Origin of the sequence: Sphingomonas cynarae (genome assembly GCF_039537815.1) — a bacterium.
In the GTDB taxonomy this organism is placed as follows: domain Bacteria; phylum Pseudomonadota; class Alphaproteobacteria; order Sphingomonadales; family Sphingomonadaceae; genus Sphingomonas; species Sphingomonas cynarae.
On sequence record NZ_BAABBF010000001.1, the window covers coordinates 99,882 to 123,056 of the forward strand.

Consider the following 23,175-nt stretch of genomic DNA (forward strand, 5'->3'; position numbering starts at 1 on the left):
GTCGTGCGCGGCATGCGGCGGGGCGGACGGCAACAGGGAAGGAAGACGATAACGTGGCGGTGAACCGGACCAGGGTCGAGAATGGCGGCCTGATCCTCTATGTGCTGCTGGCGACGATCGCGCTGATCGCGGTCGTGTTCAGCTTCATCGGCGCGCTGTTGTGGGCGGCGCTGGCGGCGTTGCTGTTCCAGCCGCTGTACCGCTGGCTGCTGAACCGCTGGCCCGATCGGCGCAACAGCGCGGCGGCGGTCGCGCTGCTCATCATCACCGTGGCGGTGGTGATCCCGGCGCTGGTGATCGCCAGTCTGGTCGTCGATCAGGCGGCGGGCGTCTATACCCAGATGCGCAGCGGCCAGATCAACTTCGCCGCCTATTTCCAGCAGGTCCACGATGCCCTGCCGACCCGGTTGCAGCGGTTGCTCGACGGGGCCGGCTTCGGCAGTTTCGAACGCGCGCAGGCACAGATTTCGCAGGCGGTCGGCAGCAGCGCCAGCACGCTGGCGCGGCAGGCTTTCTCGATCGGGGCGAACGCCGCGTCGTTCCTGTTGGCGTTCGGCGTCGGGCTGTACGTCACCTTCTTTCTGCTGCGCGACGGCGACCGGATCGGGCCGGCGGTGATCGCCGCGCTGCCGCTGGAGCCCGCCACGGCGCAGCGGATCGCCGACAAGTTCGTCGCGGTGGTGCGCGCCACGATCAAGGGATCGGGCGTCGTCGCGCTGGTGCAGGGTGCGCTGGGCGCGGCGACCTTCTGGATCGTCGGATTGCCCGCCGCGTTGCTGTGGGGGATGCTGATGGCGATTGCGGCATTGTTGCCTGCAATCGGCCCGGCGATCATCTGGGCGCCGGTGGCCATCTATCTGCTGGCGACCGGTGCGGTCTGGCAGGCGGCGGTGGTCGTCGCATCGGGCGTGCTGGTGATCGGGCTGGCCGACAACGTGTTGCGGCCGATCCTGGTCGGTCGTGACACCGGCATCCCCGACTGGCTGGTGCTGGTGACGACGCTGGGCGGGATCGACCTGCTCGGCCTCAGCGGCATCGTCATCGGCCCGCTGGCGGGTGCCCTGTTCATTACCGGCTGGCAGATTCTGACAGAGCAGCGGCGCGGCATGACGCCAGCCGACATCGCGGACGATCGACCGACGCGATCGTGACCGGCTGAAGCCGGGATCGTTTATTCGCGCGATACCGTGCCGGCCCCTTGCCAAGGGGCCGGCGCCCTGCTGTGGCGGGCCGGTGCCCCGGCGAGGTTGATGTCAGCCGATCGGGGCTTTGCCCCCTCCGTCCCACGACAGAAGCCCGCGTGACCCATTTCGATCTGCCCGACGAGCGTCCCGGCCAGCACCCAGCCGACACCCCATCCTCTCCCGGGCCATCGTCCTCCACCCCCCGCCCGATCGCCGACCGGACGGCGGTGCTGTTCGTCGGGCTGGTCGCGGGCTTCGCGGTCGGCGTATCCTTCCACACATCGCCACCGGTGACGGCGCCCGTCATGGCGACTACCCCCGCCGTGACCGTCCCCGCCACCGACGATGCCCCCACCACGCCGCCCGCCGCGACACCGCCATCCGTCCCCGCTACTTCCGGCCCTACCGCGATCGATCCCCGCGTGCTGGCGCGGGTGAAGGCGGACGGGCGCATCCGCGTCGGCGTGTTCGGCGACAGCATCGGCAACGGCATGTTCGAGGCGCTCTATTACCAGTTGCCCCGCGATCAGGGCTACGACGTGCTGCGCTTCAGCAAGGAGGCGACCGGCTTCACCCGCTATCACACGCTCGATCTGGCACAGCGCGCGCGCGAGCAACTGGCGGCCGATCCGGTCGACGTCGCCGTCATCAGCTTCGGCGCCAACGACGCGCAGGATATGTGGGAGGAAGGCCATCTCCACCCCCTGCTGGGCGACAGCTGGCGGCGGATCGTCGGCGACCGCCTCGATCGGTTCGTCGCGACCGCGCGCTCGACCGGCGCGACCGTCTACTGGATCGGCTTGCCGGTGATGCGCGACGCGCAGATGGATGCCACCATGCAAGCCATGGACGCCTTCTATGCCGATCACATGCGCCGCCTGGGCGTCACCTTCGTCGATACGCGGCCGCTATCGGTCGATGGGCAGGGACGGTACAACGCCTATCTGCCCGATGCGAAGACCGGGCGGCCCGCGCTGATGCGCACGCCCGACGGCATCCACCTGATCGGCGTCGGCTATCGTCGCCTGACCGCCGGTGTCGCCGACGATATCCGCGCCTTCGCAGCGAAGGCCCGCGCCGCCGCCGGCGTCGCCGCCCCCCAACCGAACGAGGCGGCACGATGATCGGACTGGTCGTTGCCGGCCTGATGCAGGCGGCGGTACCGCAGACCTGCATCGCCGCGCTATGCGATGCGGAGCGGCTACGCCCCTTCGTCGACCGGCTGGCGCGTGCGCAGGGGGACGGCGAACCGGTACGGATCGTCCAGATCGGCGACAGCCACACCGCCGGCGACCAGATCACCGGCAGCTGGCGCACGCTGTTGCAAGCCCGCTACGGCAGCGGCGGGCGCGGCGTGTTGCCCCCGGGGCGCCCCTATGCCGGCTATCTGACGCGCGGCGTCACCGCCGGCATGTCGGACGGGTGGAGCGTGAACGGCATCTTCGGCGGCGCCTATCGCCCCGCCGGTGCGCCGCCGATCGGGGTCAGCGGCTACAGCCTGACCAACACCCGCCTCGGTGCCGCGATGACGATCGCGGCGGACGGGCCCGCCCAGATGTTCGACCGCTTCACCGTCTGCTCGCTGCGCCGGCCGGGCGCGGGCACCCTGACACTGGCGGCCGGCGCGGTGTCGCAGGTCTGGCCGCTCGCCGCCGACCGTGACGAGGGCGAGTGCCGCACGATCGACCTCGACGCGCCGGTATCGGCAGCGTCGGTGGCGGTGGCGGCAGGCACCGCGACGATCACCTCCTGGGCGACCGAGCGGCGCGGGCGCGGCGGCGTGACCTTGTCCAACCTGGGCACGGTCGGCGCGCAGTTCGTGCATGTCCGGCGCACCGACGAGGTGGTGGCCGCCAACGAACTGCGCACCTACGCCCCCGACCTGATCGTGCTGGCGTTCGGCACCAACGAGGCGTTCTGGCCGGGCTTTACCCCCACCGGCTACGACGGGACGCTGCGTGCCGACGTGTCGCGCATCCGCCGCCTCGCCCCCGGCGTGCCGATCCTGCTGCTCGGCGCGCCCGACAGCGCGACGCGCACGCCTTCGCTGATGACGCTCGGCGGCATCGCCAGCCCGGCGTGCGGCGCGGTGCCGATCGATACCGCCGTACCACCGGTGCGGCGGCCGGGTGAGGTGGTGCAGCCCCTTCCCGCCGCGCAATCCTCCGGCTGGCGGCCCACCGCCGCGCTCGCCGGCGTGCAGGCGATCCAGCGCCGCGTCGCGCACGATCTGGGTCTTGCCTATTGGGACTGGGCGCGGGCGATGGGCGGGCGCTGCACCGCGCATCGCTGGGTCACCGATCCCGCGCCGCTGATGCGCGGCGACCATGTCCATTTCACCAGCCGGGGCGGCGCGGCGATCGCGCAGGCGTTGCAGGCCGATCTCGATGCCGCGCTGCTGGCACCGTCCACACTGCACGTACCCGCCGTCCACTAGATGCTGTTCCCCACGCTCGGCTTCGCGCTGTTCTTCCTCGTCGTCTATCTGATGGCGTGGGCGCTGAACGGCAGCAACGAATGGCGCAAGATCGCGCTGCTGCTGGCCAGCTGGTTCTTCTACGGCGCGTGGGACCCGCGCTTCGTCGCCCTGCTGTTCGCCTCGGGCCTCGGCAACTGGGCGATCGGGCAGGGCATCGTCCGCGCCCGGTCGCCCGGCACTGCGAAGGCGCTGCTGACGATCGGCATCGTCGGCAATCTCGGCATCCTCGCCTGGTTCAAATATGCCGGTTTCTTCTTGGAGCAACTGTCCGGGTTGCTCCACGACCTCGGGCTGGAGCGCGATCTGCCGCTGTTGCAGGTGGTCCTGCCGGTCGGCGTGTCGTTCTTTACCTTTCAGGCGATCTCCTACCTCGTCGATGTCCGAAAAGGTCGCGTACCCGCCGCCGGGCTGCTCGACCTGATGCTGCTGATGTCGTTCTTCCCGCATCTGGTCGCGGGGCCGATCGTGCGCGCGTCCGACCTGCTGCCCCAGTTCCGGCGCAGCCCGACCCTGACGCGCGGCGCGGTGGCGGCGGCGCTGCTGCTGATCCTATGGGGCCTGTTCAAGAAGGCGGTGATCGCCTCGCAACTGGCGGCCGACCTCGTCGATCCGGCGTTCTTCGATCCCGCCAGCCGGTCCAGCCTCGATCTGCTGATCGGCGCCTATGGCTATGCGGTGCAGATCTATTGCGATTTCTCCGCCTATTCGGACATGGCGATCGGGCTCGCGGCGTTGCTCGGCTATCGTTTCCCGCGCAATTTCGACCAGCCCTATCGCGCCGCATCGCTCCAGGATTTCTGGCGGCGCTGGCACATCAGCCTGTCGAGCTGGCTGCGCGATTACCTCTACATTCCCCTCGGCGGCAGCCGGCGGAGCGCGGCGCGGACCTATCTCAACCTGTTCCTCACCATGCTGCTCGGCGGGTTGTGGCACGGGGCGAGTTGGGGCTTCGTGATCTGGGGCGGGCTGCATGGCGGCTGGCTGGCGATCGAGCGGTTCTGGACACGCAATCGCCCAGGTCACTGGCCCGTCGCGCCGCGCTGGGTCGGGGTGATCGTCACCTTCCATATCGTCGTGCTCGGCTGGGTCTTCTTCCGCGCGCCCGATATCGCGGCGGCGTCCGGCTATCTCGGTGCGCTGGCGGTGGGGGACTGGCGCAACACGCTGGTGACGCCGCTGTCGCTGGCGCTGGTCGTCGGTGGCCTCGCGATCCATGCGCTGCCCGTCGCGACGCTGCCGGCGCTGGCGGCACGGGTACGGCGCTGGCCCGCCCCGGCGGTGGGGCTGGCGCTGGGCGCGCTGATCCTCGTCGTCGATACGATGCGGCCCGAAGGGGTCGCGCCCTTCATCTACTATCAATTCTGACGGAGACGGCGATGACCACCGGCGCGGAGCATGGCGAAATCGCGGAAGTGGGCACGCCGGTGGCGGTCGATCCCGATCCGGTCGATACCGTGCGGCCGTGGCGCTGGACCACCATCACGATCGCCACCGCCGCCCTGTTCCTCGCGCTGACGAACGCTCATGCCATCCAGGGCTGGTTCGACGAACGCCCGCCCGGCTCGATCACCGAGCCGTTGCGGGGACCGATCCGTGCATGGTCGACGCTGACCGCCGATCACGGGATCGACACACCACGCGCCGCGCTGCGCAAACAATGGCAGGCGGCGGAGGCGGTGCGGTTCGACAACGAGCGGCCCGGCGAGGCCGGGGCTGAGCCGCGCTGAACAATCAGCGGTAGAAAGTGTGCCCGGCGATCTGGGCGACGCGGGTGCGGGTCGGCATCGACGCCCCGGCGGAATGGAAGAACAGCGCGCCCGGTACGACCTCGTCGCCCTCGCCCTGCAAGGTGTCCGTGGCGATCTCGACGGCGATGTTCCACCGCTGGCCGGTACGCGACGGCTGGTAGGAATCGACATCGAAGAACTGGCCGCGCTGCTTGACCACCGCACAGGCGCTGTCGCCGAAGCCGCCGCTCTTCATCCGGGTGCGGATCACCTGCGCGACCGCCATCTGGCCGCGATAGGGCTGGTTGCCGGCTTCGTGGACGATGACCTTGGCCATGCATTCCACCTCGCGCCGGTCGAGATCGGGTTCGTCGTCGGTTTCGTCGGCCGCGATATCGTCGGGTCCGGTGTCGAGCCGGACGGCACCCAGCGTGTCGTTCGCGATGGTGGCGACGGCGGGGCGGAACACGATCCCATCCTGGGTGGTCCCTTCCCGGGTGGTGGCCTGGTCTTCGTCGGCCCCGATGATCGGGGCGGTGGCGAACCGGGTCACGCTGTCGGGCATGGCGGCCATCGCGACATGGGCACTGCCCAGGGCGGCGAGCACGGCAAATGCCACCAGCGAACGTCTTCTTTGCATTCGGTCGTATCACATGTGCGCAAGGTCATTCACCCCGGCCGAGGTGCAACGGTAATAGGCGGCCGTGGAAATTTCCCCACGTCTCACCGACGATATCCAGCTGTGCGCATGTCGCAACGAAGCGGCGTCGGTTAGGACGGATGCCCCATTGCCGACCTGGCCGCCCGAGTCAAATTCTCCGCGCCGAATGGTTCCCGCCCTGCGCCGAAACGAGAAAACTTCCTGCGATCGACTGATTCCGAGGCTGCTTCGCCAACCGGCCACGAATCTTCACAAGTTTTTAGGAATCCCGTTACCGCTGCGATCCGGTGTTCGCCACGTTGTCCCCCAGACTTCGATCGAACGCTGCAGAAATGATTATTGATCCATTACTTTCCCGGTACGATCGTCGCCATGCCGTAGCGTCAGGTACGCCCTATCCTTCCAGGCTTTTCGACGCCTGCTCGAACAGGTCGCGCGACAGGCCGGGCACCGCGACGATCCGCGCCAGTTCCGCCCGCATCAGCGCCGCCCGGCCCGCGTCGAACCGCCGCCAGCGGCCAAGCGGCGGCAACAGCTTCGCCGCGGTCTGCGGGTTGAGCCGGTCGAGCGCGATCAGCTGGTCCGCCAGGAACCGGTATCCGGCCCCGTCGGCGCGGTGGAACGCGCGCTGGTTCGCGCCGAACGCCCCGATCAGGCTGCGCGCCCGGTTCGGGTTGGCCAGCGTGAAGGCGGGGTGGGTCGCCAGCGCCGCCACCCGGTCGGTAGTGTCGTCGCGCGCCGACAGCGCCTGCGCCTGGAACCACTTGTCCAGCACCAGCCCGTTGCCGGCATAGCGATCGTGGAACGCCGCCAGCGCCACGTCGCGCTCCGGCGCATCGCCGTTCACCAGCGTCGTTAGCGCTGCCTGCCGGTCGGTCATGTTGTCCGCCGCCCCGAACTGCGCGAAGGCGAGCGCCGCCGCATCGCCCGCGCCGCTCGCCGCCAGATAGCCGAGCGCGACGTTGCGCAACCGCCGCCGGCCCTTCTGGTCGGGCGAATAGACATAGGGCACCGCCGGCGCGCGGTCGTACGCCAGCCGCCAGCGCGCCTCCAGCCGCCGCGCCAGATCGCCGCGCAGCGCCTCGCGCGCACGGAAGATCGCATCGGGATCGACCACCGCGAGCTGATCGCCCACGAACGCCTCTGACGGCAGCATCACCGCCTCCGCCACGAAGGCCGCATCCAGATCGGGATCGTCCAGCGTGTTCGCGACCGCGTCGATCACCGCGTCGTAATCGGCGCTACCCTCGATCGCGCCCGCCACCAGCGTATCGAGCATCAGTTGCTGCATCGCCTCGTACCGGGCGAAGGGATCGTCGTCGTGGGCGCTCAGAAAGGCGAGGTCGGCGGCGGACCGGTCGCTCTCGACGATCACGGGGGCGGAAAAGCCGCGGTTGATCGACAGCACCGGCCGTTCGGTCACCGCCTCGAACACGATCGTCGCGGCCGGCTGGTCGAGCAGCACCAGTTGCTCGTCGGTCAGCGGCCGCCCCGTCTCCGCGCCGAACAGCCGCAAGCGCAGCGGCAGCACCATCGGCTGCTTGTCCGGCTGTCCCGGCGTCGCCGGCACCCGCTGCGCCAGCCGCAGCGTCGCGCGCCCGCCGCCCGCGCCGTGGCTCAGGCTGGCCGAGACGCGCGGCGTGCCCGCCTGTCCGTACCAGCGGCGGAACTGCGTCAGGTCGACGCCGCTCGCCTCTTCCAGACACGCGACGAAATCCTCGCAGGTCGCCGCCGTACCGTCGAACCGGTCGAAATACAGGTCGGTGCCGGCGCGGAACGCCACCGGCCCCAGCATCGTCGCCATCATCCGGATCAGCTCGGCACCCTTGTTGTAGATGGTGGCGGTGTAGAAGTTGCTGATCTCCTGATACGCATCCGGGCGCACCGGATGCGCCAGCGGGCCGGCATCCTCCGGGAACTGCGCGGCGCGCAACGTCCGCACATCCTCGATCCGCTTCACCGCCGCCGATCCCTGATCCGCGGAGAAGCCCTGATCGCGATAGACGGTGAACCCCTCCTTGAGCGACAGCTGGAACCAGTCGCGGCAGGTGATGCGGTTGCCCGACCAGTTGTGGAAATATTCGTGCGCGACGACGGCGGCGATGCCGTCGTAATCATAATCGGTCGCGGTGTCGGGATCGGCGAGGATGTAGCGGCTGTTGAAGATGTTCAGCCCCTTGTTCTCCATCGCACCGAAGTTGAAATCGTCGACCGCGACGATGTTGAACACGTCGAGGTCGTATTCGCGGCCATAGACGCGCTCGTCCCACGCCATCGACGTCTTCAGCGCGTCGAGCGCATGGTCGGTCCGCGCCAGATCGGCCTCCCGCACCCAGATGCCCAGTTCCACCGCGCGGCCGCTGCGTGTCGTGAACGACCCGCGATTGACCGCCAGATCGCCCGCCACCAGCGCGAAGAGGTACGAGGGCTTGGGGAACGGATCGTGCCATTCCGCCCAATGCCGGATACCGGGACGACCATCGTCGAGCGTGCCGGTCGCCCCCGGATCGCCGTTCGCCAGCAGCACCGGATAGCGCGCGGCATCCGCCGTCATCCGCACCGTGTAGCGGCTGAGCACATCGGGCCGGTCGGGGAAATAGGTGATCCGGCGAAATCCCTCCGCCTCGCATTGCGTGCAGAGGATACCGCCCGAGGCATAGAGCCCCATCAATTGCGTGTTGTGGTCGGGCGCGATCTCCACCTCGGTCTCGACGACGTGGGCTGCGCCCGCCAGCGGCACGACCAGTTGCTCGCCCTCCAGCCGCCAGTCGTCGATCGCGACGCCATCGACCGTCACCGACAACGGCACCTGCCCCGCCCCGTCCAGCCGCAGCGGCTCGCCGTCCGCGCCGTTGCGCGTCACGCTCAACCGCGCCCGCACCCGCGTCGCCGCGGCATCCAGATCGAAGTCCAGCCGCACCTCGGGCACCAGCCAGGCCGGCGGGCGGTAATCCTCGCGCCGGATCACCATCGGCTGGGGAGCGGGCGAGAGGGGGGGCTGGGCAACGCTGTGCTGAATATCCATGACACGAATATAGACGAGCGGGAGAAGGGTTCCACCGAGTTCGTGATCGGGTTACCACCCTGCCTCGATCGGCAAGGCCCGATCGGTAAGGCCGGTCAGTAAGGCCCGATCAGTAAGGATTGCCGATGTTCCGCTTGCCCGCCACGCTGTCCCTGCTGGCGCTCTCCACCGCCCTCGTTGCCCAGACGCCGAAGCCAACGCCGAAACCGGCACCGACGCCAAAGGCGACGCCTGCCCCCGCCGCCCCGAAGCCGACCCCGGCCGAACTCAACGCCCGGCTCGCCGCGCCGCTGCCCGCCGATCAGGCGGCGATGAAGGCGCATGTCCTGTTCCTCGCCTCCGATGCGATGAAGGGGCGCGAGGCGGGCAGCCCGGAATACGACATCGCCGCGCAATATGTCGCCGCGCAATTCTATGCCGCGGGCCTGCGCCCGGCGGGCGAGGCGGGCGGCTATCTGCAACAGGTGCCGCTCGTCACGTACAAGGCGGCGGGCGAAGGCAGCATGGTCTGGACCGGCCAGGGCGGTAAAGGCCAAACAAACGGGGACAAAGCCGGTAAGCCCGCGCCGCTCGCCTTCGGCAAGGATTACGTCCCCGCCGCCAATCCGGCACGGGCGGAAACCGCGGTGTCCGCCCCGGTCGTGTTCGTCGGCGACGGCATCGTCGCGCCGCAATACGGACATGACAGCTACAAGGGCGTCGATGTGCGCGGCCGGATCGTCGCCTATTTCCGCGGGGCGCCGTCGCGCTTCGCGGGCGAGGAACGCGCCTTTTTCGGCTCCCCCGCCACCAAGCTGGCGATCGCCGCGAAACATGGCGCGATCGGCGCGCTCGAACTCGCCGCGCCGACGACCACCCCGGAGGCGATGACCCGCATGGCCACGGGCTATGATCGCGGCCGGATGCAATGGGCGAATGCGGACGGCACCGCCGGCACCGACACCCCCGGCACGCCGCTGCTCGGCACGCTCGGCCCGGCGGGGGCCGCGCAACTGTTCGCGGGCGCACCGGTGACATGGGCGGCGGTGACGGCGGAGGCGGCGAAGCCGGCCCCCACCTATCGCTCGGTCGCGCTGCCCGGCACGCTGACGGTGGCGACGCGCACCGCCTTCACGCCTGCGCGCAGCAGCAACGTCGTCGGCATCGTCCCCGGCGCCGATCCGGCGGTCGGCAAGGAAGTGGTCGTGCTGTCCGCGCATCTCGACCATATCGGCGTGAATGCGTCGGGGGACGGCGACCGGATCAACAACGGCGCGCTCGACAACGCGATCGGCATCGCCAGCCTGATCGAGGAGGCGAAGCGTTTCACCGCCAGCGGCAAGCCGCCGCGCCGCACGGTGATGTTCCTGGCGGTCACGGCGGAGGAGAAGGGGCTGGTCGGCGCGGATTACTTCGCGCACCACCCGACCGTGCCGAAGGCGAACATCGTCGCCGACGTTAATCTCGACATGCCGATGCTGCTCTACAGGTTCGAGGACATGATCGTGTTCGGCGCGGATCGCTCGACGCTCGGGCCGATCGTCGCGCGCGCGGCGGCGGCGGCCGGCACCACCATGTCGCCCGACGCGAACCCGGAACAGGGCTTCTTCGTCCGCTCCGACCATTTCCGCTTCGTGCAGCAGGGCATCCCCTCGGTCTTCCTGTGGCCGGGACAGAAGGGCGCGGGCAAGGCGGCGGTCGAGGGGTTCCTGTCGACCTGCTACCACCGCCCCTGCGACGACCTGTCGCTGCCGATCATGTGGGATCAGGGCGTCCGCTTCGTCGACGTGAATTACCGCATCGCACGCGAGATCGCCGATGGCGCGCAGCGGCCGATGTGGAACAAGGGCGATTATTTCGGCACCACGTTCAAGGGGCCGATGGCCAAATGAGTCGCCTGCTCGTCTTCGGGCTGGGCTATACCGCCGGGCTGCTGGCGGACCGGCTGGCGGGGGACGGCTGGCACATCACCGGCACCACCCGTGACGGGCGCGACGGTACGTTGCGGTTCGACGACAGCGAGGCGGTGCGCGCGGAGATCGCCGCCGCCACCCACATACTATCGTCGGTCCCGCCCGACGGCGATCACGATCCGGTGCTGGTCCGCCATGGTCGCGATCTGGTGCGGGGGCGGCACTGGCTCGGCTATCTGTCCTCCACCGGCGTCTACGGCGATGCGGGTGGCGCCTGGGTGGACGAAACCGCCCCCATCGGCGGTGGTCGTCGCCCCGCGCGGACGCGGGCGGATGCGGACTGGCTGGCGATCGGCGCGCGCGTGTTCCGCCTGCCCGGCATCTACGGCCCCGGCCGCTCCGCGCTGGACCGGGTGCGCGAGGGGAAGGCGCACCGCGTCGATCTGCCCGGCCAGGTGTTCAGCCGCGTCCATGCCGACGATATCGTCGCCGGGGTGATCGCGGGGTTCGATGCACCGGCGGGGGCTTATAATCTCGCCGACGACCGGCCTTGCGGGCAGAACGACGTGATGGCCTATGCCGCCTCGCTGCTCGGCCTGCCGCCACCGCCCTTCGTCGCGCTCGACACGCTGTCGCCGATGGCGCGCGGTTTCTATGCGGAGAACCGTCGCGTCGCCAACGGCAAGGCGAAGCGGCTGCTCGGCTGGGTCCCGCGCTTCCCCAATTATCGGTTGGGTCTGCGCGCGCTCAGCGCCACCACCAGCCCGGCGGCGGTCAGCGCCGCGCCGCCCGCCGCCAGCGTCGACCAGCGATAACCCTCGAACAGGGTGGAGAACATCATCGCGATCACCGGCACGATCACGCCGGAATAGGCGCCCTTGGCCGGCCCGATCGCGCGCAGCACCTTGAAGTACAGGGGAAAGGCGAGCGCGGATGCCGCCAGCCCCAGATACAGGATGCCCGCGACATAGCCGGCGCGCATCTCGAACACCGGCGGCCCCGCCAGCGTCCACGCGACCACCGCATCCACGCCCGCCCCGAACAGCATCCCGATCGCCAGCGTCGGCGCCATCGGATAGCGCCTGGCGGTCTCGCTCGCCTGCATCACATTGGCGGTGGAGGCGGACAGTATCGCCGCCAGCGTCCAGCCGATCCCGATCAGCGTCGTGGTGCTGCCCGCCGGATTGACCCGCGCCTCGTGCAGGAACAGCAGCGCGACGCCCGCCATCGCGATGGCGGACCCCAGCATCAGTTGCCCGCCCATCCGCTGGCCGAGGAAGATGCGCGAGAACAGCGCGTTGGGCACCAGCAGCATCGCGAACGTCACCGCGACGAGGCCGGAGGTGATGAACCCCTCCGCCCGGTAGACGAAGTTGAAGTTCAGCACGAACTGCGACAGCCCGATCGCGGCCGCGAACAACAGCCCGCGCGCATCGAACCGGAAACTGTCGCGCCGCACCAGCGCCCAGATCGTCATCGCGATCCCTGCGACCAGGAACCGGTACGATACCGACCAGCTTGGCGGCACCACCGCCAACTGGTCGCGGATCACGATCCACGTGGAACCCCAGATCAGCGTGACGATCGCGAACGGGATCAGGATCGCCGCCCGCGCCGATCGCGGCGGGGTGCCGGCGAAATCGGCGTTGGGGACCGCGCTCACGAAGGCGAGCCGAGCGCGCCGATCGCGTCGGCCAGCGGCCGGATATCCGCCTCGCGCTGGTTCCACGACACCACCAGCCGTGCCTCGCCCGGCCCCCAGTCGTAGAAATCGAACCCCTGCGCGCGCAAACCGGCGGCCTCGTCCGCCGACACCCGCAGGAACACCTCGTTCGCCGCCACCGGATGCACCAGCCGTGCGCCCGCCGCGTCCGCCAGCAGCGCCGCGCCGGCATTGGCGGCGCGGCCGTTGGCCAGCCACACATCGTCCTCGACCATCGCCAGGATCTGCGCGGCCAGATAACGCCCCTTCGACAGCAGCAGCCCGGCACGCTTGCGCCGCCGGAGCGTGGCGTCGGCCAGGCCGGTGTCGAAGAACACCAGCGCCTCCGCATCCATGCCGCCATTCTTGACGAAGCCGAACGACAGCACGTCGACGCCCGCGCGCCACGTCACCTCGGCCGGGGTGCAGCCGGCGGCGGCGACCGCATTGGCGAAGCGCGCACCGTCCATGTGCAGCCGCCAGCCGCGCGCCCGGCACAGATCGCCGATCGCCACCACCTCGTCGGGGCGATAGACCAGCCCGTATTCGGTGGCGTTGGTGATCGACACGGCATGCGGCTGCACCCGGTGGACGTCGTTCGGGATCGCATCCGCCACCGCGGCGATATCAGCGGGGGTCAGCTTCGCGCCCTCCCCCTCGGCCAGCATCAGCTTGGCGCCGTGCGTGTAGAATTCGGGCGCGCCGCCCTCGTCGTTCTGGATATGCGCGTCGCGGTGGCAGATCACTCCGGCATAAGGCGGGCACAACGCCGCCAGCGCGAGGCAATTGGCGGCGGTGCCGGTCGGTACCCATAGCGCCCGCACCGACGTCTCGAACAACTCGGACAGCCGCCCGTCGAGCCGTTTCGACCAGCGATCGCCGTCATAGGCGGTGTCGAGCGCATCCGCCTCCGCCAGCGCGGCGAACACGGCGGGATGGACGGGGGCGGCGTTGTCGGAAAAGAAGCGCATCGCCACGCTCTGGAAACCCCGGCCGGTTCCGTCAACAACCGTGACGTTACCGGCCGTGAAAAGCCCTCAATCCTCCATGATCCGGCTGTTCCGCCGCGTATCCTTCATGCGCAGGTACACCACCAGCGAGATCGCGATCATCGCGGTCACGTACCAGTAGAAGCCCCGCTCGTACCCGCCGTCCTTGAAGCGCAGCGCGACATATTCCGCGGTGCCGCCGAACAGCGTGTTCGCCAGTGCATAGGGCAGCGCGACGCCCAGCGCTCGGATATGCGCGGGGAACAGCTCCGCCTTCACCACCGCGTTGATCGAGGTATAGCCGGTCACGATCACCAACGCCGCCATCACCAGCGCACCTGCCACCCACGGATCGCGCGTCGTCTCCAGCGCGGTGAAGATCGGATAGGTGAACAACACGCCCGCGATGCCGAACCCTACCATCAGCGGCTTACGCCCGATCCGGTCGGACAAGGCGCCCGCCACCGGTTGCAGCAGCATGAAGACGAACAGGGTGGCGGCGTTGATCTGGCTCGCCACCGGCCGGCTGAACCCACTCGTGTTGACGAGGAATTTCTGCATGTAGATCGAATAGGCATAGAAGGCGAGCGTACCCCCCGCGGTCAGCAGCATCACCACCGCCGTCTCCTTGGGGTGATGGCGGATCAGTTGCAGGAAACCTGATTTGGGCGCGTCGTTTGCCTTGGCGTTGGTAAAGCTCTCCGTCTCGGCCAGCCCGCGGCGCAGGTAGAACACCACCACCGCCAGCGCCGCGCCGATCACGAACGGGATGCGCCAGCCCCAGCTGTCCAGCGCCGCCTCGGTCATCGTCGATTGCAGGATCAGCAGCACCATGATCGCCAGCAACTGGCCGGAGATCAGCGTGACATACTGGAAACTGGAGAAGAACCCGCGCCGGTCCTTGCCCGCCATCTCCGACAGGTACGTCGCGCTGGCGCCATATTCGCCGCCCACCGACAGGCCCTGCATCAGCCGCGCCAGCACCAGCAGCGCGGGCGCCGCGACGCCGATCGTCTCATACCCCGGCGTACACGCGATGATGAGCGACCCGGCGCACATCAGCGACACCGACAGCGTCAGCCCCGATTTGCGGCCGTGCCGATCGGCATAGATGCCCATGATCCACGCGCCGATCGGCCGCATCACGAACCCCACCGCGAACACCGCCGCCGCGCTCAGCAACCGCGCGGTCGGGTCGTCGGACGGGAAGAAATGCGGTGCGAAATATAGCGTGAAGGCCGAATAGACGTACCAGTCGAACCATTCGACCAGATTGCCCGTCGACCCCCCTATGATCGCCTTCAGCCGTTCCTGCCGGCTGACGGGTTGTCCCGCCGTGATCGTGGTCATTGCCCCTGTTCCCCTGCGCGATCGATATCCAGGGCCAGCAGCGCGAACGTCGCCAGCCAGTGTTCACCCATATAGCTGTCGGCCAGATGCGGCAGACTGGCAAGTAGGTGCGTTTCGGCCGTATCCCGAGCCGGTCCAGAGACGGGATGATCCGCGCCCAGTCGGTCCGCGATCCCGCGCCAGCACCACGCCCGGCTGAGATTCAGGCCATCGAGATGCGCGATCTTGCCGTCGCGCCGGTCGCTGACGATGGCGGGGGCGAACAGCGTCGCCGGCCGGCCGCCCGCGACATCGGGCAGGAAGCCGTCGAACCAGTCGCGGAATCCGTCCGCCGGCAGCACCGCCGCCATCAGCATCGCCTCGCACAGCGCGGGCGACAGGAATTCGTCCCCGCCCGGCTCCCATGCCTGGCAATCGCGATCGCCGCCGAACCAGTGCCGTGCCCGCTCGCCGATCAGCGCCGCCAGCGCCGGATCGCGCGTGGTGGCCCAGCGATGCGCCAGCACCAGCGCGAACGCGATGTTGGGATGCGCGCCCACCCGGATCGGATAGGTCAGCTTCGGCAGGAAATCCCGGAACCGCGCCGCGAACGCATCCGCCAGCGGTGCCAGCGCCGCGCCCCACGGATGATGCGCCGCCTCGTGATGCAGCGCCAGCAGCCATGCCCAGCCATAGGGCCGTTCGAACCCGCCCGCGTCCGGCCGCGCCAGATAGGCGAGTTCGCCCGCCACCTTGTCCGCCGTCAGCATCTCGTCGGCCCGCGCCCGGATCGCCGCCGCCTCCGGCATATCGGGGTACAGGCGCAGCAATCGCAGCAACTGCCACCAGCCATGCACGCAGCTATGCCAGTCGAAACTGCCGTGGAAGATCGGATGCAGGGCGGACGGCGTTGCCGCGTCGTCCGGCCCGGCCAGCACGTGGTCCAGCTTGTGCGGATATTCGCGGCCGACATGGCCCAGCGTCATCGCGGCGAAACGGCGGGCGGTCGGCAGGTCGAGGCGCATCATGCGATCATCACGTAGAGCAACAGCATGTTGAACGCGAGCAGCGGCAGCGCGGTCGGCACCTGCGCGCGGATCACCCCGTACCGGTCCTTCAGGTCGAGCAGCGCGGCGGGCACCAGATTGAAGTTCGCCGCCATCGGCGTCATCAACGTGCCGCAGAACCCCGCCAGCATCCCCAGCGCCGCGACCATCGCCGGATCGGCCCCCGCGCCGTGGATCAGCAGCGGCACCCCGATCGCCGCCGCCATCACCGGAAACGCGGCAAAGGCATTGCCCATCACCATCGTGAACAGCGCCATGCCCAAGGCATAGGCGATCACCGCCCCGGCCACGCTGCCGCCGGGAATCGCCCGGCCCATCAGCCCGCCGACCACCTCGCCTACCCCCGCCAGCGCGAACACCGCGCCCAGGCTCGCCAGCATCTGCGGCATGATCGCCGCCCAGCCGATATCGTCGATCAGCCCCCGCCCCGCCGCGAACGCCTGCGCTGGCCGCGCCTTCAGCAGCATCAGCCCCAGCGCGAGCGCCAGCATCGTCCCCATCGCCAGCGCCACCAGTGTCGCCTGTTTCGGGTCGACCAGCGCCGGCATCTGCTTGAACGCCAGCGTGCCGACCAGCGCCGCCGCCGGGATCACCAGCGCCGGCACGAACACGCGCCTGCCATGCTCGACGGGCGGCGCGGCCGTCACCGACCGCCGCATCCGCCCCGACGCCGCGATCGTCACCAGCGCCAGCACCAGCACCCCGTTGCCGACATCGCCCAGCCGGTCGCCCGCCAGGAACGATAGCGCGATCAGCGCATGGAACGCGCCGTTCGCCCAGCGCCGCTCCACCAGCGACGAGGCGGCGAACACCGCGAACACCACCCCCGCCACCGCATAGACGAACCCGATCCCGATCATGCCCCACCCCTTTGGCCGACCTTTCGCCGCGCCAGCCGCCGGTCCAGCCACAACAGCCGTCCGCCATGGATCAGGAACGCCGCGATCGCGGTCGGGATCGCCCAGACGGATAGCTGGAACGGCTCCAGCATGATGCCATATCCCTCCAGCACGCCCTTCATCAGCAGGATAGATCCGATCGCGATGAAGATATCCTCGCCGAAGAACAGCCCGACATTGTCGGTCGCGGCCGTCATCGCGCGTACCTGTTCGGATGCGTCCGCGTCAGCCGCCGCCGCCTCCGCCATCGGCGCGACCAGCGGCCGCACCGTCTGCGCCGGCCCCGCGATCGAGGTCAGCCCCAGCGCCGCCGTCACCTGCCGGAACAGCAGATACCCGATCAGCAGCCGCCCCGCCGTCGCCCCGCGCAATCCCGCGACCAGCCCCCGCGCCCGCGCCTGCAATCCGTGCCGTTCCAGCAGGCCGATGACGGGCAGCACGATATAGATGGCGGTGACGTAGCGCGTATCGTTGAACGCCTTGCCGAACGTCGCCAGCACCGTCACCGGCTCCAGCCCCGCCGCCAGCCCGGTGACCAGCGCCGACACCACCACCACCAGCAACGGATTGAACCGCAACAGGAAACCACCCGCGATCACCGCGATGCCCGCCAGCACCAGCATCAGGCCACGCCGCCGCGTTGAGAACGAAGCCGCCGCAAAAAATTTCTACTTCCCCGGCGAAGGCCGGGGCCCAGTTGGGCGACCCCCGGCGATCGATCGCAAACGCCACCCCAACTGGACCCCGGCCTCCGCCGGGGGGGTGGTTTCGATACCATGCCGCAGAGTTTTACAACCGTCCCATCACGGCGGCGACCAGCCTGCCCGACAGGAAGAAGATGGGTTCGCGCGGAGGCGCGGAGACGCGGAGGAGAAGAGCGGCGGGGTCCACGACACCGGCCCGCGAATCGTAATCCGGCATCGGCCTGTCGCGCAAGATGCCTGCGGCAGCGATCAACGTCCGCGCATAGCGCGCCCGAACCCCTTCTTCTTCCGCGTCTCCGCGCCTCCGCGCGAACCATTCCCGGCTGCCGCCCTCGTGACGCATCGGCATGGCTCATGCCCCATATCCCCCGCCACCCGGCGTCTCGATCACCAGCACGTCGCCTACGGCCATGTCGATCCGCGCGGTCGCCGACAGCGCCTCGACCGATCCGTCCGCCCGCTCGACCCGGTTGACGCCGACGCCGCCGTCACCGCCGCCCGCCAGCCCGAACGGCGCGATCCGCCGGCGGTTGCTCAGGATGCCGGCGCGCAAGGGGCTGCGGAACAGCAACCGCCGCCGCGTACCCTCGCCGCCCGGCTGCGCGCCCGTGCCCCCCGATCCCCGCCGGATCGAAAATTCCTCGACCAGCACGGGATAGCGCGTCTCCAGTATCTCCGGATCGGTCAGGCGGCTGTTGGTCATGTGCGTCTGCACCGCATCCGCGCCGGCATGATCCGGCCCCGCGCCCGCGCCGCCCGCGATCGTCTCGTAATATTGGTAGCTGCCGTCGCCGAAGGTCAGGTTGTTCATCGTCCCCTGCGACGCCGCCATCGCGCCCAGTGCGCCCAGCAGCGCATCGGTCACGACCTGGCTGGTCTCGACATTCCCCGCCACTACCGCGGCGGGGAAACGCGGGTTGAGCATCGACCCGGCCGGCACCCGGATCGTCACCGGCCGCAGGAACCCCTCGTTCAGCGGCACCGCCTCGTCCACCAGCAGCCGCAGCACGTACAGCACCGCCGCGCGCGTGATCGCCAACGGCGCGTTGACGTTGGACGGCCGCTGGTCGCTGGTCCCGGCGAAGTCGATCACCGCGCTGCCCGCGTCACGATCGACGGTCACCGCCACCGCGACCACCGCGCCCTCGTCCGTCTCATACTCGAACGATCCGTCCGGCAGCGTGCGGATCAGCCGCCGCGCCATCGCCTCGGCATGGGCCTGCACATGCTCCATATAGGCCGCCACCACGCCCGCGCCGTGCGCGGCCGCCAGTTGCCGCAAGCCCGCCGCCCCGCGCGCGCACGCCGCGACCTGCGCCGCCAGATCGGCAAGGTTCTGGTCGACGTTGCGCGCCGGCCATTCGCCACCGCGCAGCAGCGCGGCGATCTGCGCCGTCCGCATCCGCCCGTCCTCGACCAGCAGCACATCGTCCAGCACCACGCCCTCGTCGTGCAGCGTCCGGCTGTCGGGCGGCATCGATCCGGGGCTGGTGCCGCCGACATCGGCATGATGCCCGCGCGCCGCCACGAAGAAGGCCGGCACGTCGCCCCCCGCGAACACCGGCATCACCACCGTGATATCGGGCAGGTGGGTGCCGCCCGCATAGGGATCGTTCAGCGCATAGACGTCGCCGTCGCGCATCCCGCGCCCGTCGGCGTTATTACTGCGCCGCTCGATCACCCGGCGGATGCTCTGCCCCATCGATCCCAGATGCACCGGGATATGCGGTGCGTTCGCCACCAGATTGCCGCCCGCATCGAACAGCGCGCAGGAGAAATCGAGCCGTTCGCGGATGTTCACCGACGCCGCGCTGCGCTGCAACGCCGCCCCCATCTCCTCCGCCAGCCCCATGAACAGCCCGGCGAAGATCTCCAGCCGCACCGGATCGACCGCCGCGTCCGCGCACGGTGTCGCCAGCGCCTGCGTGCGCGACAGCACCAGACTGCCGTCCGCGATCACGTCGGCGCGCCAGCCCGGCTCGACCACCGTCGTCGACACCGCATCGACGATCAGTGCCGGCCCCGCGACCTGCGCCCCCGCCGCCAGCCCCTCGCGCCGGTGTAGCGGCGCCCGGTGCCGCGCGCCCGCCATGTAGACCGCGACGGTATCGACCGCGGGCTGCGTCACGGCGGGCAGCGCCGGCACGATCTCGCCCGCCTCCGCCACCTCGATCGCCTCGACCCGCAGCAGCTCCACCACCAGATCGTCGTCGCCGACGAAGCCGAAGCGCTGCCGGTGCGCGTCTTCGAACGCCGCCGCCATCGTCGCGGCGTCGCCCGCCGGCACCTCGATCGCCTGATCGACCCGCGCATAGCGGATCTGCGCCCACGCCTCGACCCGCGCATCGACCACGCCCAGCGCGCCCACCGCCTCGTCGGTCAGCGCCTGCAACGCCGCATCATACGCCGCCCGGTCGCCGATCGGCACGCCCAGCGTCGCCTGCCGCATCGCCCGCCGGCTCGCCAGCCCCATGCCCAGCGCCGACAGCACGCCCGCCAGCGGATGGATCAGCACGCGCCCCATCCCCAGCGCGTCCGCGACCAGACAGGCATGTTGCCCCCCCGCCCCGCCGAAACACGCCAGCGCATAATCCGCCGGGTCCTCGCCCCGCGCCACCGACACCGCGCGGATCGCGCGCGCCATGTTGGCGACCGCGATCGCCACCAGCCCCTCCGCCGCCGCCTCGCGCGACAGCGCATCCGGCATCGTCGCCAGCACCGCATCCAGCGCCGCCGCCGAAGCCGCCGGGTCGAGCGGCTGATCCCCCGCCGGCCCGAACAGCGCCGGAAACTGCCCGGGCACCAGCTTGCCCAGCACCAGGTTGCAGTCGGTGACCGTCAACGGCCCGCCGCGCCGGTAACAGGCCGGCCCCGGATCGGCCCCCGCCGATTCCGGCCCGACCAGCAACCGCCCGCCATCGAAGCGGCAGATCGATCCGCCCCCCGCCGCGACCGTATCGATCCGCATCGTCGGCGCCGCCACGCGCACGCCGCCGATCACCGCGTCGTGCCGCCGTTCCAGCACCCCGGCATAGAGCGACACGTCGGTCGAGGTGCCGCCCATGTCGAACCCGATCACGCGCGCGAAGCCGCTCCGCGTCGCCGTCTCCGCCATGCCGACGATGCCGCCGGCGGGGCCGGACAGCAGCGCATCCTTGCCACCGAAGCCCGCCCCCTCGACCAGCCCGCCGCTCGACTGCATGAACAGCGGCTTCTGCCCCGCCAGCGCCGCCTCCAGCCCCGCGACGTACCGCCCCAGCACCGGCGACAGATAGGCATCGGCCAGCGTCGTATCCCCGCGCGCGACCAGCCGGATCAGCGGCGCGGTGCGGTGGCTGACCGATATCTGCGTGAAGCCCGCCTCCCGCGCCAGATCGGCCAGCCTCGCCTCGTGCGCGGTGTATCGCCAGCCATGCATCAGCACGATCGCCACCGCGCGCAGGCCATCGGCATGGGCCACCGCGAACGCCGCCGCCGCCGCATCCTCGTCCAGCGGGCGCATCACGCTGCCCTCGACATCGACCCGCTCGTCGATTTCCACCACCGCCGCGAACAGCGGCGGCACGCGCCGGATATCGCGCGCGAAGATATCCGGCCGCTCCTGATATCCGATCGTCAGCGCGTCGCCGAAGCCCCGCGTGATCGCCAGCAGCGTCGGTTCGCCACGCCGTTCGAGCAGCGCGTTGGTCGCGATCGTGGTGCCGATGCGGATATCGGCGGGCGGCAACGGCCCCGCCGGCGTATCCGTCAGCCGCCGGATCGCGGCGACGGCGGCATCGTCGTACCGGCCGGGGTCCTCCGACAGCAATTTGGCGACCTTCAGCGCGCCATCCGGCGTCCGCGCCACGACATCCGTGAACGTGCCACCACGATCGATCCAGAACTGCCAGCCGTTCATGCCGTCATCCGCCTGTCGTCCCCGTTCCGTCAGGTCCGCGCTATCGCATCTGGACGCTCGCAGGAAGAAGATGGGTTCGCGCGGAGACGCGGAGACGCGGAGGAGAAGGGTGGCGGGGGTCGACTGTCTTGCCCGCGATCATGATCCGGCGGGGGCGGGCATGATGGCAGACGCCTTCGGCGTCATGATCTTTTTCTTCTCCGCGTCTCCGCGTCTCCGCGCGAACCCCCTTCAACGCCCGCCCCACCATGCGTCACCGGCGATCGCCCCGCCGCCTCACATCCCCAACAGCCGCGCCACCTCGCCGAAATCGCCCGCCACCGCATCCGCACCCAGCCCCAGCAGCCGCTCCCGGTGGTCGACCGCGCAATGCTGCCCGGCGCACAGGCCGATCACGAACGCGCCGGTCTTCGCCGCGCCCGTCACCCCCACCGGCGAATCCTCGATGATCGCGCATCGTCCGATCGGCACGCCCAGCGCCGCCGCGCCGTACAGGTACAGGTCCGGCGCGGGCTTGCCGGCGGCGACATGCTCGCGCCCCGAATACAGGTGGTCGCCGAACGCGTCGCGCAAGCGCAGATGGCGCAGATGCGCATCGATCCAGCGCACCCGGCTGGACGAGACGATCGCCCTGGGCAGGTCGGCGGGTAGGCTGCGCACGAACGCCACCGCGCCCCGCACCTCGCCGACGCCCTCGGCGATCACCCGTTCGTCCTCCACCTTGCGCGCGTCGTGGAACCCCGCCGGCAGGGTCGCGCCGATCCGCCGCTCGATCGCGTCGATGAAGTCGCTGCCCGACAGCCCCATATAATGCGTCATCGCATCCTCGGGAGTGGTCGGATGGCCGGCGGCGGTCAGCCAGTGCGCCAGATGCCGGTTCCCCGCCGCCTCGCTTTCCACCAGCACGCCGTCGAAGTCGAACAGGATGGCTTCATACGTCATGCCGCCGTCCCCCGCGCCCCGAACAGCGCGGTGCCGACCCGCACCTGCGTCGCGCCCAGCATCACCGCCGTCTCCAGATCGTCGGACATGCCCATGCTCAGTTCCGCCAGCCCATGGTCCCGCGCCAGCTTGGCGAGCAGCGCGAAATACGGCGCCGCCTCCACCCCCGCCGGCGGCACCGCCATCAGCCCGACGACCGACAGCCCCGCGTCCTTCGCCTGTGCCAGCAGCGCGGGCAGGTCGGCGATCGCGCAGCCGCCTTTCTGTTCCTCCTCACCGATGTTTACCTGCACGAAACAATCGGGCCGGCGCCCGGTCTTCGTGATCGCCGCGCCCAGCGCCTTCACCAGCGACGGCCGGTCGACCGAATGGATCGCGTCGAACAGCGTCACTGCCTCCTCCGCCTTGTTCGACTGCAACTGGCCGACCAGATGCAGCACCACATCGGGATGGCGCGCGCACAAATCCGGCCATTTCGCCGCCGCCTCCTGCACCCGGTTCTCGCCGAACACGCGCTGCCCCGCCGCCAGCAGCGGTTCGATCGCCTCGGGGCCTTGCGTCTTGCTCACCGCGACCAGCGTCACGTCGCCGGCCTTGCGGTCAGCCAGCGTCGCCGCCGCCGCGATCCGGGCGCGCGTCGTCGCCAGCGCGCTTTTATCGTCCTGTCGTTCCATCGG

At 70.0% G+C, this 23,175-nt stretch carries 19 protein-coding genes; 7 read left to right on the forward strand and 12 right to left on the reverse strand.

Going from position 1 to position 23,175, the window contains the following annotated elements; all coding sequences use genetic code 11:
* Positions 1-53: 53 nt before the first annotated feature.
* The 5 genes from ABD719_RS00455 to ABD719_RS00475 all read left to right on the forward strand — a co-directional run bounded on the left by ABD719_RS00455 (position 54) and on the right by ABD719_RS00475 (position 5,390).
* Positions 54-1,151 carry an AI-2E family transporter gene (locus ABD719_RS00455; protein ID WP_344691208.1) on the forward strand — a complete coding sequence of 366 codons (1,098 nt, stop codon included), beginning with the start codon at positions 54-56 and terminating at the stop codon, positions 1,149-1,151.
* A 149-nt stretch (positions 1,152-1,300) separates the two neighbouring features.
* Positions 1,301-2,308 carry an SGNH/GDSL hydrolase family protein gene (locus tag ABD719_RS00460; RefSeq protein WP_344691210.1) on the forward strand — a complete coding sequence of 336 codons (1,008 nt, stop codon included), beginning with the start codon at positions 1,301-1,303 and terminating at the stop codon, positions 2,306-2,308.
* Positions 2,305-3,621: a GDSL-type esterase/lipase family protein gene (locus ABD719_RS00465; protein ID WP_344691211.1), complete on the forward strand. Its 1,317-nt coding sequence runs from the start codon at positions 2,305-2,307 to the stop codon at positions 3,619-3,621. The genes ABD719_RS00460 and ABD719_RS00465 overlap by 4 nt, the downstream gene beginning before the upstream one ends.
* Positions 3,622-5,028: an MBOAT family O-acyltransferase gene (locus ABD719_RS00470; protein WP_344691213.1), complete on the forward strand. Its 1,407-nt coding sequence runs from the start codon at positions 3,622-3,624 to the stop codon at positions 5,026-5,028.
* Positions 5,029-5,039: 11 nt separating this feature from the next.
* Complete coding sequence (locus ABD719_RS00475; protein ID WP_344691215.1) at positions 5,040-5,390, forward strand: hypothetical protein; 351 nt, start codon at positions 5,040-5,042, stop codon at positions 5,388-5,390.
* Between the two features lie 4 nt (positions 5,391-5,394).
* Here the strand turns inward: ABD719_RS00475 and ABD719_RS00480 are convergent, their stop codons facing one another.
* Positions 5,395-6,009 carry a cell wall hydrolase gene (locus tag ABD719_RS00480; RefSeq protein ID WP_344691217.1) on the reverse strand — a complete coding sequence of 205 codons (615 nt, stop codon included), beginning with the start codon at positions 6,007-6,009 and terminating at the stop codon, positions 5,395-5,397.
* Between the two features lie 436 nt (positions 6,010-6,445).
* Entirely contained in the window at positions 6,446-9,076 is a 2,631-nt protein-coding gene (gene pepN, locus ABD719_RS00485; RefSeq protein ID WP_344691219.1) for an aminopeptidase N, read from the reverse strand.
* A 125-nt stretch (positions 9,077-9,201) separates the two neighbouring features.
* Here pepN and ABD719_RS00490 point away from each other — a divergent pair, with 125 nt between their 5' ends.
* Both ABD719_RS00490 and ABD719_RS00495 read left to right on the forward strand, forming a co-directional pair.
* Complete coding sequence (locus ABD719_RS00490) at positions 9,202-10,947, forward strand: M28 family metallopeptidase (protein WP_344691221.1); 1,746 nt, start codon at positions 9,202-9,204, stop codon at positions 10,945-10,947.
* Positions 10,944-11,783: a Rossmann-fold NAD(P)-binding domain-containing protein gene (locus tag ABD719_RS00495; RefSeq protein ID WP_344691223.1), complete on the forward strand. Its 840-nt coding sequence runs from the start codon at positions 10,944-10,946 to the stop codon at positions 11,781-11,783. Before ABD719_RS00490 ends, ABD719_RS00495 begins: the two co-directional genes overlap by 4 nt.
* On the opposite strand, the gene ABD719_RS00500 is transcribed toward ABD719_RS00495, so the two are convergent.
* The 10 genes from ABD719_RS00500 to ABD719_RS00545 all read right to left on the reverse strand — a co-directional run bounded on the left by ABD719_RS00500 (position 11,693) and on the right by ABD719_RS00545 (position 23,172).
* Positions 11,693-12,631, reverse strand: coding sequence for a DMT family transporter (locus ABD719_RS00500; RefSeq protein ID WP_344691225.1), 939 nt, complete (start codon positions 12,629-12,631; stop codon positions 11,693-11,695). The two genes, ABD719_RS00495 and ABD719_RS00500, sit on opposite strands and share 91 nt — an antisense overlap.
* The gene (locus ABD719_RS00505) at positions 12,628-13,641 is read right to left on the reverse strand and encodes a threonine aldolase family protein (RefSeq protein WP_344691227.1); all 1,014 of its coding nucleotides are present in this window, start codon (positions 13,639-13,641) and stop codon (positions 12,628-12,630) included. Before ABD719_RS00505 ends, ABD719_RS00500 begins: the two co-directional genes overlap by 4 nt.
* 66 nt (positions 13,642-13,707) lie before the next feature.
* Positions 13,708-15,009 carry an MFS transporter gene (locus tag ABD719_RS00510; RefSeq protein WP_344691229.1) on the reverse strand — a complete coding sequence of 434 codons (1,302 nt, stop codon included), beginning with the start codon at positions 15,007-15,009 and terminating at the stop codon, positions 13,708-13,710.
* Positions 15,006-16,016: a DUF2891 domain-containing protein gene (locus ABD719_RS00515; protein WP_425567071.1), complete on the reverse strand. Its 1,011-nt coding sequence runs from the start codon at positions 16,014-16,016 to the stop codon at positions 15,006-15,008. Before ABD719_RS00515 ends, ABD719_RS00510 begins: the two co-directional genes overlap by 4 nt.
* Complete coding sequence (locus ABD719_RS00520; RefSeq protein WP_344691231.1) at positions 16,013-16,915, reverse strand: DUF979 domain-containing protein; 903 nt, start codon at positions 16,913-16,915, stop codon at positions 16,013-16,015. The genes ABD719_RS00515 and ABD719_RS00520 overlap by 4 nt, the downstream gene beginning before the upstream one ends.
* On the reverse strand, positions 16,912-17,577 hold the full coding sequence (locus ABD719_RS00525; protein WP_344691233.1) for a DUF969 domain-containing protein: 666 nt from the start codon (positions 17,575-17,577) through the stop codon (positions 16,912-16,914). The genes ABD719_RS00520 and ABD719_RS00525 overlap by 4 nt, the downstream gene beginning before the upstream one ends.
* A 166-nt stretch (positions 17,578-17,743) precedes the next feature.
* The gene (locus ABD719_RS00530; protein ID WP_344691235.1) at positions 17,744-18,007 is read right to left on the reverse strand and encodes a hypothetical protein; all 264 of its coding nucleotides are present in this window, start codon (positions 18,005-18,007) and stop codon (positions 17,744-17,746) included.
* 3 nt (positions 18,008-18,010) lie between these two features.
* Positions 18,011-21,556: a hydantoinase B/oxoprolinase family protein gene (locus tag ABD719_RS00535; protein ID WP_344691237.1), complete on the reverse strand. Its 3,546-nt coding sequence runs from the start codon at positions 21,554-21,556 to the stop codon at positions 18,011-18,013.
* A gap of 276 nt (positions 21,557-21,832) precedes the next feature.
* Complete coding sequence (locus ABD719_RS00540; RefSeq protein ID WP_344691239.1) at positions 21,833-22,498, reverse strand: HAD family hydrolase; 666 nt, start codon at positions 22,496-22,498, stop codon at positions 21,833-21,835.
* Positions 22,495-23,172 carry a YggS family pyridoxal phosphate-dependent enzyme gene (locus ABD719_RS00545; RefSeq protein ID WP_344691241.1) on the reverse strand — a complete coding sequence of 226 codons (678 nt, stop codon included), beginning with the start codon at positions 23,170-23,172 and terminating at the stop codon, positions 22,495-22,497. The genes ABD719_RS00540 and ABD719_RS00545 overlap by 4 nt, the downstream gene beginning before the upstream one ends.
* Between the last annotated feature and the right edge of the window lie 3 nt (positions 23,173-23,175).

Excerpts from the sequence above, each read along its gene's own strand:
- ABD719_RS00525 (WP_344691233.1), bottom strand. The coding sequence starts at position 17,577 with ATGCTGGTGCTGGCGGGCATCGCGGTGATCGCGGGTGGTTTCCTGTTG.
- pepN (WP_344691219.1), bottom strand. The coding sequence starts at position 9,076 with ATGGATATTCAGCACAGCGTTGCCCAGCCCCCCCTCTCGCCCGCTCCC.
- ABD719_RS00540 (WP_344691239.1), bottom strand. The coding sequence starts at position 22,498 with ATGACGTATGAAGCCATCCTGTTCGACTTCGACGGCGTGCTGGTGGAA.
- ABD719_RS00510 (WP_344691229.1), bottom strand. The coding sequence starts at position 15,009 with ATGACCACGATCACGGCGGGACAACCCGTCAGCCGGCAGGAACGGCTG.
- ABD719_RS00545 (WP_344691241.1), bottom strand. The coding sequence starts at position 23,172 with ATGGAACGACAGGACGATAAAAGCGCGCTGGCGACGACGCGCGCCCGG.
- ABD719_RS00505 (WP_344691227.1), bottom strand. The coding sequence starts at position 13,641 with ATGCGCTTCTTTTCCGACAACGCCGCCCCCGTCCATCCCGCCGTGTTC.
- ABD719_RS00495 (WP_344691223.1), top strand. The coding sequence starts at position 10,944 with ATGAGTCGCCTGCTCGTCTTCGGGCTGGGCTATACCGCCGGGCTGCTG.
- ABD719_RS00535 (WP_344691237.1), bottom strand. The coding sequence starts at position 21,556 with ATGAACGGCTGGCAGTTCTGGATCGATCGTGGTGGCACGTTCACGGAT.
- ABD719_RS00475 (WP_344691215.1), top strand. The coding sequence starts at position 5,040 with ATGACCACCGGCGCGGAGCATGGCGAAATCGCGGAAGTGGGCACGCCG.
- ABD719_RS00470 (WP_344691213.1), top strand. The coding sequence starts at position 3,622 with ATGCTGTTCCCCACGCTCGGCTTCGCGCTGTTCTTCCTCGTCGTCTAT.
- ABD719_RS00490 (WP_344691221.1), top strand. The coding sequence starts at position 9,202 with ATGTTCCGCTTGCCCGCCACGCTGTCCCTGCTGGCGCTCTCCACCGCC.
- ABD719_RS00515 (WP_425567071.1), bottom strand. The coding sequence starts at position 16,016 with ATGATGCGCCTCGACCTGCCGACCGCCCGCCGTTTCGCCGCGATGACG.
- ABD719_RS00530 (WP_344691235.1), bottom strand. The coding sequence starts at position 18,007 with ATGCCGATGCGTCACGAGGGCGGCAGCCGGGAATGGTTCGCGCGGAGG.
- ABD719_RS00465 (WP_344691211.1), top strand. The coding sequence starts at position 2,305 with ATGATCGGACTGGTCGTTGCCGGCCTGATGCAGGCGGCGGTACCGCAG.
- ABD719_RS00520 (WP_344691231.1), bottom strand. The coding sequence starts at position 16,915 with ATGATCGGGATCGGGTTCGTCTATGCGGTGGCGGGGGTGGTGTTCGCG.